Raw genomic sequence first — 14,004 nt, forward strand, 5'->3', positions numbered from 1 at the left:
GAAATGTCGCGCCACGAGCGCGGACGTATGAAGGAGTGACCCGTGACATCCCGCCGCACCGTGCTGGCCGTACCCGGCAGCAACCCGCGCATGATCGAGAAAGCCAAGGGACTTGCCGCGGACGAGGTCTTCCTGGACCTCGAGGACGCGGTCGCACCGGCGGCCAAGGCGGCGGCCCGGGCGAATATCGTGGCGGCCCTCAACTCCGGCGGCTGGGGCGATCAGATTCGTGTTGTGCGGGTCAACGATTGGACCACCGAGCACACCTACGCCGACGTCATCACCGTGATCGAGGGCGCCGGCACACAGGTCGACGCGCTGCTGCTGCCCAAGGTCACCGATGCCGGACAGGTGCGGGCACTGGATCTGCTGCTCACCCAGCTGGAGAAGGCCAACGGCCTGCCGGTCGGTCGGATCGGCATCGAGCCGCAGATCGAGAATGCGCTCGGGCTGCGCAATATCGACGAGATCGCCACCGCCAGCCCCCGGGTGCAGACCCTGGTTTTCGGTCCGGCCGACTTCATGGCGTCGATCAATATGCGCACCCTCGTGGTGGGGGAGCAGCCCGAGGGCTACGAACCGGGTGATGCGTATCACCACATCTATATGACGATCTTGCTCACAGCGCGGGCGCACGGGTTGCAGGCCATCGACGGGCCCTATCTCGCGGTGCGTGATATCGAGGGCTTCCGCCGCAATGCCGCCCGCACCGCCGCGCTGGGTTTCGACGGTAAATGGGTGCTGCATCCGGACCAGATCGCGGCCGGTAATGAGATCTTCAGCCCACGTCAGGCCGATTACGACCGCGCCGAGGAGATATTGGACGCGTATGCCTTCCACACCTCGGCCGAGGGTGGAGCGCGTGGTGCGGTCATGCTCGGCGACGAGATGATCGATGAGGCCAGTGCCAAGATGGCGCAGGTCATCGCCGATAAGGGCCGAGCCGCGAAAATGCAGCGAACCGCACAGTAAACGCGAACCGCACGTTAAATGCGGCGCTGCGAACCCCCGTCCGGCACACCGAAATAGCATGATGGAGATATGACGAATCCCTTGGGGAACTCGAACCGGAACCGTTCGGGCCTGCCGACGCCTCCGTCGGGCTGGCCCGTCGGGTCCTATCCGACCTATGCCGAGGCGCAGCGGGCCGTCGACTATCTGGCCGACAACCAGTTCCCGGTGGAGAACGTGACCATCGTCGGCGTCGATCTCATGCAGGTCGAACGCGTGCTGTATCGGCTGACGTGGGGCAAAGTCCTTGGCGGGGGCGTGGTTTCGGGCGCGTGGCTGGGTCTGTTCATCGGCCTGCTGCTGAGCATGTTCTCCGGTGGCGGCGCGATCATCGTCGGCCTGGTGGGCGGCATCATCTTCGGCCTGCTGTCCACCTCCATCCCGTACGCGGCCACCCGCGGGCAGCGCGATTTCGCCTCCACCATGCAGCTGGTGGCCGGCCGCTACGACGTGCTGTGTGATCCCAAGGCCGCCGAACAGGCCCGGGACATGCTGGCGAGGCTGGCAATCTGATCGTGGATGTGATCAATACGGTCCGGGCCGGGGTGCTCGGCCATTTCGGTGTGGAGTCCGCGGATGCGGCATCGGTGACGTTCCTGGGGTTGGAACCCATCGATATCCTGCGCATTCCGGACGGCGACCTGGTGCACTACGTGACGCTGGGCGGTTCCCGGCATCCGATGACGGATCCGACTGCGGCGCTGGCCGATCCGCTGCGCGGGCCGCGCGCGGAACTGCTGCTCACGCTGCGCGGCGGCGTCGGCGCGGGCGCCGGGCTGACCCGGGCGCTCGGCATGCTGGCGGCCTCTCCCTCGGTGGAAGGCATTGTGCTGCAAGCCGATGCGCTGCTGGATCTGGGAGAAGCGCTGTGGCTCAACGCGCCCTTCACCGCCGTACTGCTCGGTGCGAGCGAGATTCCCGCGGTGGAATTGCCGGAACCCGCTGAGCCCGTGCATTTCCTGACCGCGACGCCGATCACCGCGACCGAGGCGGCCTGGGTCCGTATTCGCGGCGCCGAGGCCCTCCGCGAGGCATGGACCGAGGCGAAAATCGATGTGCGCGACGCGGATCGAGCAGCTGCCTCCCTGTAGTCCGCCTAACCCCCGCGGTGCCCCTTCGAAACTTCGAAGGGGCACGGGATTTCAGAGTTCAGAGCCAGTCGTTGCGATGGAAGTTGACGTACAGCAGGCCGCACAGCCCTACCATCAGGGCGACGGCCGCCGGATAGCCGAAGGTCCAGTTCAATTCCGGCATATGGATGAAATTCATGCCGTAGACGCCGGCGATCATGGTCGGCACCGCCGCCATGGCCGCATAGGCGGAGATCTTTCGCATATCGGTGTTCTGCTGCACGCTCACCTTCGCGAGCGCGGCATTGATCAGCGCGCTGAGTGATTCGTTGAAGTCCATGATCTGCTCGGTCACCGCGGTGTGGTGGTCGGCGACATCGCGCAGATAGCGCCGGATCTCCACGGGCAGTGGCAGTTTGGGGTCGTGCGAGAGCAGCTGCAGCGGCAGCGCGAGCGGTTTCACGGCCCGCCGCAGTTCCACCACCTCCCGCTTGAGCTGGTAGATCGCCTCGATAATGATCTTGCTGGCGGGCGTGAACACCGCCTCCTCCATGGCGTCCACATCCTCCTCGATGGCCGCGGTGACCTCCACGTACGAGTCCACGCAGCGGTCGGCCACCGCATGCAGCACCGCGCCCGGCCCGAGCGCCAGCTGTTCCGGCTGCGACTCCAGATCGGTACGGACACCGGCCAATCCGCTGTGATCACCGTGCCGCACGGTGATCGCGAAATCCGGGCCCAGGAAGATCATGATCTCGCCGGTGTCGACGATCTCGCTGACCGTATTGAGTTCGTGTGTGTGGTACTGCACGGTGCGCAGCACCAGGAACAGAATGTCGTCGTAGCGTTCGAGTTTGGGACGCTGATGGGCCTGCACCGCGTCTTCGACCGCGAGCGAGTGCAATCCGAAGGTGCGCGCCACATCGGTCATCAGGCTGATGCTGGGTTCGAGCAAGCCGAGCCAGACGAATCCCTTGCCGTGCTCGCGCACTTCCCCGAGGGCCTCCTCATAGGAGCAGTGCTCCAGCAGCCGGTGCCCGTCGACATAGACCGCGCAGTCGACGACGACGTTTGCGCCAGGCCGCTTCTCGGCGGGTTTCGGCCGGTCACCGGCCCGGCCGGGCCAGTGGAATGCGGGGAGCGGGGGCAGTGAGGACACGCGCCGAAGTCTAGGTTGCCCTGCCGGTAACCGCCGGGCGCCCGGGGCGGACGCGGCCGCGCGGGCAAGATGGACCCCGTGCGCATCGATCTCCACACTCATTCCAATGCCTCAGACGGCACCGACGCTCCGGCCGAGCTCATTCGCAATGCCGCGGCCGCGGGCCTGGACGTGGTCGCCCTGACCGATCACGACACCACTGCGGGCTGGGCGGAGGCGGTGGAGGCGTTGCCCCCGGGTCTCACACTGGTGCGCGGCATGGAGATGTCGTGTGTCGGCGACGGCGATGACGGCCGGCCGGTGCCGGTCCATCTGCTGGCCTACCTGTTCGACCCGGCGAACGAGTCCTTCGCGCTGGAGCGGGAGCGGTTACGTGGTGAACGCACCGTGCGGCTGCGCGCGATCGCCGAGAATATGGCCGCCGACGGGCTGCCGGTGGATCCGGACGCGGTCATGGCTTCGGCCGGACCGTCGGCGGGCCGCCCGCATCTGGCGCGGGCGCTTGTCGAGGCCGGTGTGGTGCCTTCGGTGGACGCGGCTTTCCAGGATCTGCTCGCTCCGAACGGCAAGTACTACGTCGAGAAGGCCGACACGCCGCTGCAGCGCGCGGTGGAAATGGTGGCGGCGGCCGGCGGTGTGAGTGTGGTGGCGCATGCGCGGGCCCGCAAGCGCGGCCGCCTGCTGTCCCTGGATCACATTCGGGAACTGGCGACGCTCGGGCTCGGCGGGCTGGAACTCGATCATCCCGATCACAGTGCGGCCGATCGCGCGGTCCTGGCATCGCTCGCCGACGAGCTGGGTTTGCTGACGACCGGCTCCTCCGATTACCACGGCAGTAACAAGACCATCAGGCTCGGCGAATTCACCACCGATCCAGCACAATTCGAGATACTGGTGGGCAAATCCAGTGGTGTGCCGGTGATCGCGGCGTGAGCGGGCAGGGGCCGGAGGCGGAAGCCCGCGTAACCACGCAGGTCCCCCGCTCACGCCGAATGGAGATGGAGACAGCGTGAGGGTGCTGCGGGGTCTGAGCGGGATCGTCGCCGGCGGCACGGTGGCTTTGGCGACGACGGTTGCCGGTGCGTCCATCATCGGTGCCCTGCGCGGTTTTCCCGGTCCGGGCACCGCAGATCTGGCCTGGCATGTGTGCGCGGCGTTACTGGTTGTGGCCGCGCAAATATTTGCTGACAGACGTCAGGGAATTACTGCACTTTTCGGGGTATTGGTCGTTTTTGTCGGTGCCGGAACGCTGTTGTGGGCGCAGTGGTGGAATTGAAATACGTGTAACGGTTGCGGGTAGTTGAACGGTCCGCGAACATTTGTCGTTATGACCGAATTCGACGCCGATGTGCTTGTGCTGGGAGGCGGTCCGGCAGGGGCTTGGGCCGCGCTCGCCGCGGCCGCTGCCGGTGCTCGGGTTCTGCTCGTCGACAAGGCTCGCTGCGGAACGAGCGGCCCCACCGCGCGCGGCGGGGCGATCCTCTGGAACATCCCGGCCGGCCCGGCGCGTGACGAGGCGGTGGCGCAGAACTTCGCGCACGGCGGCGGACTCGGTGATCCGGAATGGATGTACCGCGTGCTCGACGAGACCCACCGGCGGATCGGACAGCTGGTGCACGGCAGTCTGCGGTCGCCGGGAGAACGCATCGGGCGCGGGATGGTGGCCGCCGAACAGCCGGCCCGGATCCGGCTCGACGGACCGAAATATCTCGGCCGCCTGCGCCGCAGCATGGTGATCGCCGGGGTCCGGATTCTGGACTACCACCCGGCATTGCAGCTGCTCACCGACGGTGACGGCATTGTCTCCGGCGCGGCGGGCGTGGCGCTGGGCGGTGAGGCGCACAGCTGGACCGCGCGCGCCCGGGCCGTGGTGCTGGCCACCGGCGGTTGCGCCTTCCTCTCCGGCGGCGCGGGCACCGATGTCGATACCGGCGACGGCCTGCTCATGGGTGCGGAGGCCGGGGCCGAACTGTCCGGGATGGAGTTCTCCAACGCGTATTCGCTGGTGCCCATCGGCAATTCGGGTCCGGCGTCGATGAGTGGCCAGCGCCCGGCCGGTACCACGGTCTTCTCGGCCGAGCAGGTCATGCACTTCGCCACGCTGTACGACGAATCGCGGTCGGTGCTCTACGAGCACGGCGGAGGCTCGCGGGTGCAGGCCTTCACCGCGATCGCCGGCGGCCGTCGCGTCTACGCCGCGCTCGACGAGCTCTCCGATGCCGCGCGCGACGGACTGATGCGCACCGGTGGCCCGGAGGATCTGCTGCGCGACGGTGACCAGGTGGATTCACTGCGCGAAGAGCTGCTGCGGCATCAGGATTCGGCCGGCCGGGTGCCGGTGCGCGCGGTGCTCGAGGGCACGGTGCGCGGCACCGGTGGGCTCTGGCTGGCCGGACCCGATTGCGCGACTGCGGTTCCCGGCCTCTACGGCGCGGGCGATGTGACCACCCGCGAGCCTTTGACCGGCGCTGTTTCCGGAGTCGGCGGGCAGAACGGGGCCTGGGCGGTGTCCTCCGGAGCGTGGGCGGGCCAGGCGGCCGCCCGGTTCGCGGGCGGCCGCAAACGGCTCGGCCGGACCCGGCCGGTACCCGGCGCGGGACTGGGCGATCGCGCGCGCATCGATCCGCGCGCGGTGGTCGGCCTGGTGCAGGAGCACACGCTGCCGCTGCGGCGCAGCTACTGGCGCAGTGACGGCAGTCTGCGCGACAGCATCGGCGAACTGGACGGCATGTGGCCGGGCGCGGAATTCGATCTCGGCGGCGCGGGTGCGGAACGCCTGCGCGCCCGGCAGGCGGCGGCGCTGCTGGCCGTGGCGCGCTGGACCAAGTACAGCGCCCTGGCGCGCACGGAGACGCGCGGAATGCATCGGCGCACAGATCACCCCGGCGCGGGCAGCGATTGGCGCGTGCGGTTGATCTCGGGCGGTCTGGACAGTGTGTGGGTGCGGCCGGAGCGCACGGCCGTGCCCCGATCCATGCGCGGGCCCGTCGAATCCGCCGCGCCCGAGGCATCTTGAATCGCATCGCTGAGGCATCCTGAATCGCATCGCTGAGGCGTCCTGAATCGCGTGGCGACGCGTCCGGGTGCTTCTGCGGTGATCGGATTCGCGGGCTCGCCCGGACCTCACCGCGGCGCTGCCAACCAGGCGCGACAGCTCACCGTCGCGTGCGGGCCCTGTTGTGACTGTTCACCGCGGTTACGGCCCGACGTGCGAGTTTCCCTTTACCTGAGGGTGATTCGGCGCGCCTAGGCTGCGTGGATGGTGAACGAGCGCGACGGGCCGGGGGCGATTTGGCGCGTTGTCGCTGCCGGTGGCAGAATGTTGCGATCTCCCGCCGTCGCTGACCGCCCGGCTCAGGAGACTCGGTGATCACGATCCGCGACGCGCGGGTTACCCCTGGATCACCCCGGCGACATCGCCCGGACACACCCGTCCGGTTCCGCTCGACGATCTCCGCCGCGCTGTGTTGTCCAGACACGCTGCCCCGCGAACCGTAATGCTTTGTGACGCCCGCCCCGATGACCGTGGTGAGGGTTCATGCAGTGCCGGGAACGCAGTGGCCGGTGCGCCCGATATAGAGCAAGAATCCCATTTACCTATTACCGAACGGTAACCGTCAAACGGTTGAGTCCGCACCGAGATGGAGTGAAATCGTGTCACCCGTGACTGAAGCAGTGAATGCCACCAAGGCAAGCCCCGAGTCCAATACTGCGAACCTTTCCGACATCACCTCGGAAGAAATTTTCGCGGGCCACCTGGGCGGCAAGCTCTCGGTCGCACTTACCGCGCCGCTGGATACCCAGCGCGACCTTTCGATCGCCTACACCCCCGGTGTGGCGCAGGTCTGCCGCGGCATCCACAAGGACGAGTCGCTCGCCAAGACCTACACCTGGGCCGAGCGCCTGGTCGTGGTGGTCTCCGACGGCACCGCCGTGCTGGGCCTGGGCGATATCGGCCCGCGCGCCTCGCTGCCGGTGATGGAGGGCAAGGCGGCGCTGTTCAAGAAGTTCGCCGGCCTGGATTCCATTCCGATCGTGCTCGACACCAAGGATGTCGACGAGATCGTCGAGACCGTGATCCGCCTGCGCCCGAGCTTCGGCGCGGTGAACCTGGAGGACATCTCCGCGCCGCGCTGCTTCGAGATCGAGCAGCGGCTCATCGAGGCCCTCGACTGCCCGGTCATGCACGACGACCAGCACGGCACCGCCATCGTGGTGCTCGCCGCGCTCAAGGGTGCGGCCGCGGTGCAGGACCGTCCGATCGCGGATCTGAAGGTTGTGGTCTCGGGTGCGGGCGCCGCCGGTGTGGCGTGCACGAACATCCTGCTGGCCGCCGGTGTCACCGACATCGTCGTGCTGGACTCCAAGGGCATTATCAGCAGCGACCGCGGCGACCTGAACCATGTGAAGGCCGAACTGGCGCAGCGCAGCAACCCTCGCAAGATCACCGGCGGTCCGGCCGAGGCGCTCGCCGGGGCCGATGTGTTCCTGGGTCTGTCGGCGGGCACCATCGCCGAGGAGCTCATCGCTTCGATGGCGCCGGAGTCCATCGTGTTCGCCATGTCCAACCCGGATCCGGAGATCCACCCGGAGGTGGCCGCCAAGTACGCCGCCATCGTGGCGACTGGTCGCAGCGACTTCCCGAACCAGATCAACAATGTGCTCGCGTTCCCGGGTGTCTTCAAGGGCGCGCTGGATGTGGGCGCGCGTCGCATTACCGAGGGCATGAAGGTCGCTGCGGCCGATGCCATTTTCGCGGTGGTGGCGGATGAGCTGGCCGTGGACAAGATCATCCCGAGCCCGCTCGATCCCCGCGTGGCCCCGGCCGTCGCCGAGGCCGTGGGCGCCGCCGCTCGCGCCGAGGGTGTCGCGTAATCACATAGTCGTACAGCCGAAGGGGCGTTTCGTCATCGACGAGACGCCCCTTTCACTGTGTTCAGGCTGCGGTGCTCGAGCCGTCGCTTCGACGCGGATGCGCGACGCATCGTGCGGCGGTTCGGGCTTTCCGGCCGAGTGTTCGGTGCTGCCGGGCGACCGAAAAACGTTGCGTCACCTGCTCGGATGGGGTTGCGCCGACGCTGCTGGGCCGGGTGCGGCGGGGTGTCGCTCGGCCGGGGGATTTCGTGTCCCCCGAACGGGGGATGGGCGAGTGCGCGGGTAGCGTCGCGCTCGGTGTGCCCGAGCGGGCGGCGCGCGATCGGACCGAGTCGACGAGGTGGTGCCACGGTGGATGTGACCAGATCGCTGGGCCGGATGTCGCTGGTGGTCGCGGTGGTGGCAGCGCTGGTGGACAGCATGCAGTTGGTGATGTGCGGTGCGTTCGGCGCGGCGCCCGTGGTGGCCTCGATCCTGCTCGCGGCGGTGGTGGCCGCCGATCTCGCGCTCGCCGCGCCGCCCTCGACGGCGGCCTTGGCGGCGGTCGGGCAGGTGGCGGTGAAGGTCGGTATCGCCGGCTTCGTGAATCACTATGGGCTGCCGGCTCGCATACCGGATGTCGGGTTCCTGGTCGCCGGTTATCGGGCGGGCGCGTGGCTGAGCGGTGCGACGTCCTTCATCGTGGTGGCCGTGCTCGCCGGTGGCGCGGCTGCTGCGAATGTGCTCGTCGGTGGCATGCCTGCCGCGAATGTTCTTGTGGGAAGCCTGGTTTCGCGGGACTGGCGGTGGGTGCTGGTGGCCGTGGCATCCGGTATGGTGCCGTGGCTGGTCGGCCGGTACACCGCGGTGCGCGGCGCCTATATCGCCGAGTTGGAGCAGCGGGAACGCTTGCGGCAGCAGGAGCATCGCGCCGCGCTGGATCGGGCCCTCGCCGATGAGCGGGCGGCGATCGCCCGGGATCTGCACGATGTGATCTCCCATCATGTGAGTGCCATCGGTATTCATGCCGGGGTCGCGCGTATGGCATTGTCACGGGCCGATCCCGCACTGTCGCGCGCCGATCCCGCTGTGCCCGAGTCGGATTCGGCTGTGCCCAGGGCCGATTCGGTGCTGTCGCGCACCGACGCCGAGGCGGCGGCGCGGTCGCTGACGGCGGTGGAGACCAGCAGCCGGGCCGCCATGGTGGATCTGCGGCGGCAGCTGGATCTGCTGCACGGTCGTGAGGACGACGGGCAGCGGCAGCCCGGGCTCGCCGATATCGACGATCTGGTGGAGCGGGTGCGCGCGGCGGGTCTTGATGTGCTGGTGCAGATTTCGGGTGAGCCGCCGGTGCTGCCGGAATCGCTCGACGTCATGCTCTATCGCGTGGTGCAGGAGATTCTCACCAATGCGCTGCGGCACGGGCGGGAACCGGCTCGACTGGAGATCGGCTATCGGCCGACGCGGGTGGAGGTTCGCGGCATCAATCCGATCGCGTCCGCCGCTGTCACGCAGGCGGGTGTGCACCGCGGTTTGGACGGCATCCGGCGGCGTGCCGAATTGTTCGGCGGCACTGCGCAATATGGGCCGGACCGCACCGGAGAGCGCTGGGACGTCGTGGTATCCGTACCGATCGGAGCGGCATGAACGACCGGGTTCCGGAGTCGATCCGGCCGAATATCCCACGCCCCGTGCGCATTCTGATCGCGGACGACCACACCATGTTCCGGTCGGGTCTGCGAGCCGTAGTGGACGCGCAGCCGGATCTGGAATGTGTGGCGGAGGTGGGCGACGGGCGCGCGGCCATAGAGGCGGCCGCCCGGCTGCGTCCGGACGTGGCAATTCTCGATGTGCGCATGCCGAAACTGGACGGGCTGGCCGCCACCGAGGCCATTGTCGCCGCGGGCGGTACCCGCGTCCTGGTGCTGACCACCTACGACAGCGACGGAAACCTTTCCCGCGCACTGTCCGCCGGCGCCAGCGGTTTCCTGCTGAAAAGCCTGCCCCCGGAGGATCTGGTGGCCGCCATCCGCGTGGCGGTGCGCGGCGACGCCGTCATCGACCCGTCCATGACCCGAAGGCTCGCAGCACGTTTCGCCGAAGGTCTCGCCCCACCCGTCGAACCCCCGGAATTCACCCAGCTCACCGCCCGCGAGCGCGAAGTCCTGCTCCTGGTAGCCGATGCCCGCAGCAATGGCGAGATCGCCACCGAACTAGGCGTCGGCGAGGAGACGGTGAAAACCCATGTCTCCCGCGTCCTGGCCAAACTCGGTGTCCGCGACCGCATTCACGCGGTGGTCTACGCCTACCGACATGGATTGGTCTGTGCGGACCGCCCGCCGGAATGACCGGCCTGGTCTGTGATCGCCCATCGTCGCAGGCCGCCGAACCATGGCAGCGAGGCGTGCGAAACACGGTCGTGGCGCACGAATACCGTCGTCCCGGCGCGCTTTTGGCCGGGATCCACACTGGTGATGCTGCACCGCTGCGGTGGATCCCGGCCAAAAGCATGGCGGGATGACAGGTGTCCGGCCGACGGAGCTCACGAGGGTGTTCGGCTGACCGGGCTCATGGGGGTGTTCGGCTGACCGGGCTCATGGGGGTGTTCGGCTGACCGGGCTCATGGGGGTGTTCGGCTGACCGGGCTCATGGGGGTGTTCGGCTGACCGGGCTCATGGGGGTGTTCGGCTGACCGGGCTCATGGGGGTGTTCGGCTGACCGGGCTCATGGGGGTGTTCGGCTGACCGGGCTCATGGGGGTGTTCGGCTGACCGGGCTCATGGGGGTGTTCGGCTGACCGGGCTCATGGGGGTGTTCGGCTGACCGGGCCCACGGGGGTGTTCGGCTGACCGGGGTGGTGGGGTGTTCGGCCGACCGGGCTTGCGAGGGTGCTCGGCCGACCGGGATGACGGTGCCGGGTTACTTCGGGCAGGCGGCGCGGAAGTCGCGAACCGACTGGCGGGCGTCGCGCAGGGCCTGGGCGTCCTGGGGGTGGGACTGCTTGTAGGCGTGGATTTCGGCCTTGCGCTGGTCCTTGGGGAGGGCCTTGATCTTCGCGAATTCGGCCTGCGCGTCCGGGTGGGTGGACAGGTAGGCCTGCACCTTGGTCTTGGCGTCGGCCCGCGCCGCGGTCAGCGCGGCCTGGCTGCAGTCGGGTGCGTCGGCGGACGCTACGCCGGGCACCGCCAGGGCGATGGTGGCGAATCCGGCGACTCCGGCCAATGCTGCGGCGATCGTGCGCTTCATACTCACTCCTGTGGGACGGGGGACTTGTCTCCACCGAATCTGCCCGCGGTTCCTGAAGAACCCCTGAATCGCCCCGCCATCTTCAGCAGACCTTCAGCTAACCCGCCCGCCGCGGCCGCGGCCCGACCGATGCCTTCGATGCCGATCGGTCGTGCTGCGCCCCGCCTTCCGGTGTCCTTGGTCGTGCTGCGCCCCGCCGTCCGGTGTCCTTGGTCGTGCTGCGCCCCGCCTTCCGGTGTCCTTGGTCGTGCTGCGCCCCGCCGTCCGGTGTCCTTGGTCGTGCTGCGCCCCGCCGTCCGGTGTCCTCGGTCGTGCTGCGCCCCGCCGTCCGGTGTCCTCGGTCGTGCTGCGCCCCGCCGTCCGGTGTCCTCGGTCGTGCTGCGCCCCGCCGTCCGGTGTCCTCGGTCGTGCTGCGCCCCGCCCTCCGGTGTCCTCGGACGTGCAGCAACCGGCCCTGAGTGCGCTCGGCCGGGTTGCCGGGCGTAGATGCACAGGATCGTGGAAGAGATCGTCCTCGGTGTACTTGGTTGTGGCGGTGTGTCACTCCACGGGGTCGATGATCAGCGGCAGGCGCAGGACGAAGCGTGCGCCGGTGGCGTCGCTCGGGTCGGTGCAGGTCAGGTCGCCACCGTGGGCGCGGGCGAGGCCGCGGGCTATGGGGAGGCCGAGGCCGGAGCCGTCGGTGCGGTGGTCGCGGGAGGTGTCCAGGCGGACCAGGCGGTCGAAGATGCGTTCGCGGTCTTCGGGCGGCACGCCGGGGCCGGTGTCGGTGACGGCGATCTCGGCGCTGTCGGTGGTGGTGCGGATATGGACGGCGACGGCTGCTGTGCGGAGTTCCGTTGCGGGGTAGAGGTTTTCGGCCGTATCGGCGTGTGCCACCAGGGCAGGCGGGTCGTTGTGCACTGCCTGGCAGGCATTGGTGAGCAGATTGGCGAGGATCTGAGTGATGCGCTCTGGATCCACCTCGGTGGTCACCGGCAAACCCTCGAGGCGGAAGTCGATGTCCGAGTGCAGCATTCGCATTCGGTCGAGTTGGGTGGCGGCGAGCTCGCGGAGATCTACGGATCGGCGGCGCAGTTCCAAACCGGCGTCGATACGCGCCAGGTCGAGCAGATCGTCGACGAGCCGTCCGGCCCGGTGGGCCTCGCGCACCAGCAGCAGGTGCATGCGCTGACGGTCCTCCGGATCGGCATCGGCGGGTTGCTGGACGACCGCCTCGGCGAGGGCGCGAATGCCCGCGATGGGGGTGCGCAGTTCGTGGGCGGCGTCGCCGACGAACGTGCGAATGCGCGCTTCGGAGGCGCGGGCGCGCGCCTCGGCGGCGGTCGTATCCCGCAGCGCCCCTTCCAGTGCGTCCAGCATTTCGTCGAAAGCGGCTGCGGTGCGGCCGAGTTCGGTGTCGGTGCTGGAGGGGTTCAGGCGGCGGCCGAGTCTGCCGCGGGTGATTTCCCGGGCCAGCCGGGTCATATCGTCGAGCGGTGCGAGCGTGCGCGGGACACCGAACCAGAGTCCGGCGGCGATCACCGCGATGGCGCTCGCGGTGGCCATGATCAGCAGGAAGCCCAGCCGCTTCTGCACCCGGGAGAGCAGCGGGGTGTCGATCTCGAGAGTGAGCCTGGCATTGTCGATTTCGCCGGGCCCGGTCAGTTTCAGGCTGCGGGTTTTGCCCACATTGTCCTCCGCGTGCAGTCGCGAGAGGCTGCCGAAGCTCTGTCCGTCGGCGAGCACCAGCCGGGCCCGCGCCGAACGGTTGTCGACCCGCGCCACCAGTTCGGTGGGTGAGATCCCGTCCTGTGACAGCTGTTTCGCGAGCTGAACCCGGTCGGTGAGCAGGGTGTTCTCACTGCGCGTGACCACCAGTCCGAACAGGGTGTGCACACTGATCGCGACCAGTATCAGCACCAGTCCGGAAACCGCCGCGGTGGTGAGGGTTACGCGCCGGCGCAGAGATACGGTCTTCATCGGCCGCCGACCCGCAGCGTATAGCCGAGCCCGCGAACGGTGTGCAGCAACCGTTCTCCGTGCTCCTCGAGTTTGCGCCGCAGCGCACTCACATTGACTTCCACCAGATTGGGGTCGTAACTCTCGTATCCCCATACGGCAGTGAGGATCTGGGTCTTGGTGACCACCCGGTCGCGATTGGTCGCCAGATAGGACAGCAGTTTGAATTCGGTCGCGGTGAGCGGCACGGTCGTCTCGCCCCGCCACACGGTCCCGGATTCGACGTCGACCTCGAGGTCACCGACGGTAATGCGGTGCTGCGCGCGACCCATGCGGCGCAGCAGCGCGTCCACCCGCGCCACCAGTTCGTTCAGATCGAAGGGTTTCACCACATAGTCGTCCGAGCCCGCGCGCAGTCCGCGCACCCGGTCCTCGACGCCGTCGCGCGCGGTCAGCATGAGGACCCCGGAGGCCGACCGCGCCCGCACGGTCTCCAGCAGCGCGAAGCCGTCCCGTCCCGGCAGCATGATGTCGAGCACCACCACATCCGGCCGGAATTGCGCCAGATCCTGTTCCAGTCGCGCCCCGTCCGGACGCCCGAGCACCTCGTGACCCGCCGCCGTCAGCCCCGCCGCGACGGCCGTGCGGATGGCTTCGGCGTCCTCGACTACAAGAATTCGTCCCGGTTGCACCCGGACATTGTGCTGCGGCCTGCTGTGAATCG

Annotated in this window: 13 protein-coding genes; 9 read left to right on the plus strand and 4 right to left on the minus strand. The window is 68.4% G+C overall.

Features of this window, described 5'->3' with window-relative positions; translation table 11 throughout:
• Positions 1-42: 42 nt before the first annotated feature.
• The 3 genes from OG716_RS37165 (at position 43) to OG716_RS37175 (ending at position 2,102) form a co-directional block, all read left to right on the plus strand.
• Positions 43-972: an HpcH/HpaI aldolase/citrate lyase family protein gene (locus OG716_RS37165; protein WP_405134926.1), complete on the plus strand. Its 930-nt coding sequence runs from the start codon at positions 43-45 to the stop codon at positions 970-972.
• A gap of 69 nt (positions 973-1,041) precedes the next feature.
• A complete protein-coding gene (locus tag OG716_RS37170) occupies positions 1,042-1,524 on the plus strand; it encodes a general stress protein (RefSeq protein WP_297616525.1) in 483 nt (160 codons plus the stop codon).
• Between the two features lie 2 nt (positions 1,525-1,526).
• On the plus strand, positions 1,527-2,102 hold the full coding sequence (locus tag OG716_RS37175) for a suppressor of fused domain protein (RefSeq protein ID WP_405134927.1): 576 nt from the start codon (positions 1,527-1,529) through the stop codon (positions 2,100-2,102).
• Positions 2,103-2,160: 58 nt separating this feature from the next.
• On the opposite strand, the gene OG716_RS37180 is transcribed toward OG716_RS37175, so the two are convergent.
• The gene (locus tag OG716_RS37180; RefSeq protein WP_405134928.1) at positions 2,161-3,240 is read right to left on the minus strand and encodes a magnesium and cobalt transport protein CorA; all 1,080 of its coding nucleotides are present in this window, start codon (positions 3,238-3,240) and stop codon (positions 2,161-2,163) included.
• A 78-nt stretch (positions 3,241-3,318) separates the two neighbouring features.
• On the opposite strand from OG716_RS37180, the gene OG716_RS37185 reads away from it, so the two are divergent.
• From OG716_RS37185 to OG716_RS37210, 6 genes are all read left to right on the plus strand, one after another.
• Positions 3,319-4,173, plus strand: coding sequence for a PHP domain-containing protein (locus tag OG716_RS37185; protein WP_405134929.1), 855 nt, complete (start codon positions 3,319-3,321; stop codon positions 4,171-4,173).
• Between the two features lie 76 nt (positions 4,174-4,249).
• Positions 4,250-4,516, plus strand: coding sequence for a hypothetical protein (locus OG716_RS37190; protein WP_405134930.1), 267 nt, complete (start codon positions 4,250-4,252; stop codon positions 4,514-4,516).
• A 51-nt stretch (positions 4,517-4,567) separates the two neighbouring features.
• Positions 4,568-6,256, plus strand: coding sequence for an FAD-binding protein (locus tag OG716_RS37195; protein WP_405134931.1), 1,689 nt, complete (start codon positions 4,568-4,570; stop codon positions 6,254-6,256).
• Positions 6,257-6,894: 638 nt separating this feature from the next.
• A complete protein-coding gene (locus OG716_RS37200) occupies positions 6,895-8,115 on the plus strand; it encodes an NADP-dependent malic enzyme (protein WP_405134932.1) in 1,221 nt (406 codons plus the stop codon).
• Positions 8,116-8,466: 351 nt separating this feature from the next.
• Positions 8,467-9,741, plus strand: coding sequence for a sensor histidine kinase (locus OG716_RS37205; protein ID WP_405134933.1), 1,275 nt, complete (start codon positions 8,467-8,469; stop codon positions 9,739-9,741).
• Positions 9,738-10,442: a response regulator gene (locus tag OG716_RS37210; protein WP_405134934.1), complete on the plus strand. Its 705-nt coding sequence runs from the start codon at positions 9,738-9,740 to the stop codon at positions 10,440-10,442. The genes OG716_RS37205 and OG716_RS37210 overlap by 4 nt, the downstream gene beginning before the upstream one ends.
• A 570-nt stretch (positions 10,443-11,012) precedes the next feature.
• Here OG716_RS37210 and OG716_RS37215 read toward each other — a convergent pair.
• The 3 genes from OG716_RS37215 to OG716_RS37225 all read right to left on the minus strand — a co-directional run bounded on the left by OG716_RS37215 (position 11,013) and on the right by OG716_RS37225 (position 13,972).
• The gene (locus OG716_RS37215; RefSeq protein ID WP_327141919.1) at positions 11,013-11,339 is read right to left on the minus strand and encodes a hemophore-related protein; all 327 of its coding nucleotides are present in this window, start codon (positions 11,337-11,339) and stop codon (positions 11,013-11,015) included.
• Positions 11,340-11,879: 540 nt separating this feature from the next.
• Positions 11,880-13,301, minus strand: coding sequence for an ATP-binding protein (locus tag OG716_RS37220; protein ID WP_405134935.1), 1,422 nt, complete (start codon positions 13,299-13,301; stop codon positions 11,880-11,882).
• Positions 13,298-13,972 carry a response regulator transcription factor gene (locus tag OG716_RS37225; RefSeq protein WP_405134936.1) on the minus strand — a complete coding sequence of 225 codons (675 nt, stop codon included), beginning with the start codon at positions 13,970-13,972 and terminating at the stop codon, positions 13,298-13,300. The genes OG716_RS37220 and OG716_RS37225 overlap by 4 nt, the downstream gene beginning before the upstream one ends.
• Between the last annotated feature and the right edge of the window lie 32 nt (positions 13,973-14,004).

Origin of the sequence: Nocardia sp. NBC_01388, assembly GCF_045040085.1 — a bacterium.
GTDB lineage: Bacteria > Actinomycetota > Actinomycetes > Mycobacteriales > Mycobacteriaceae > Nocardia.

What these genes read in the sequence shown, in the direction of transcription:
- OG716_RS37170 (WP_297616525.1), top strand. Translation starts at nt 1,042, where the DNA reads ATGACGAATCCCTTGGGGAACTCGAACCGGAACCGTTCGGGCCTGCCG.
- OG716_RS37195 (WP_405134931.1), top strand. Translation starts at nt 4,568, where the DNA reads ATGACCGAATTCGACGCCGATGTGCTTGTGCTGGGAGGCGGTCCGGCA.
- OG716_RS37210 (WP_405134934.1), top strand. Translation starts at nt 9,738, where the DNA reads ATGAACGACCGGGTTCCGGAGTCGATCCGGCCGAATATCCCACGCCCC.
- OG716_RS37215 (WP_327141919.1), bottom strand. Translation starts at nt 11,339, where the DNA reads ATGAAGCGCACGATCGCCGCAGCATTGGCCGGAGTCGCCGGATTCGCC.
- OG716_RS37220 (WP_405134935.1), bottom strand. Translation starts at nt 13,301, where the DNA reads ATGAAGACCGTATCTCTGCGCCGGCGCGTAACCCTCACCACCGCGGCG.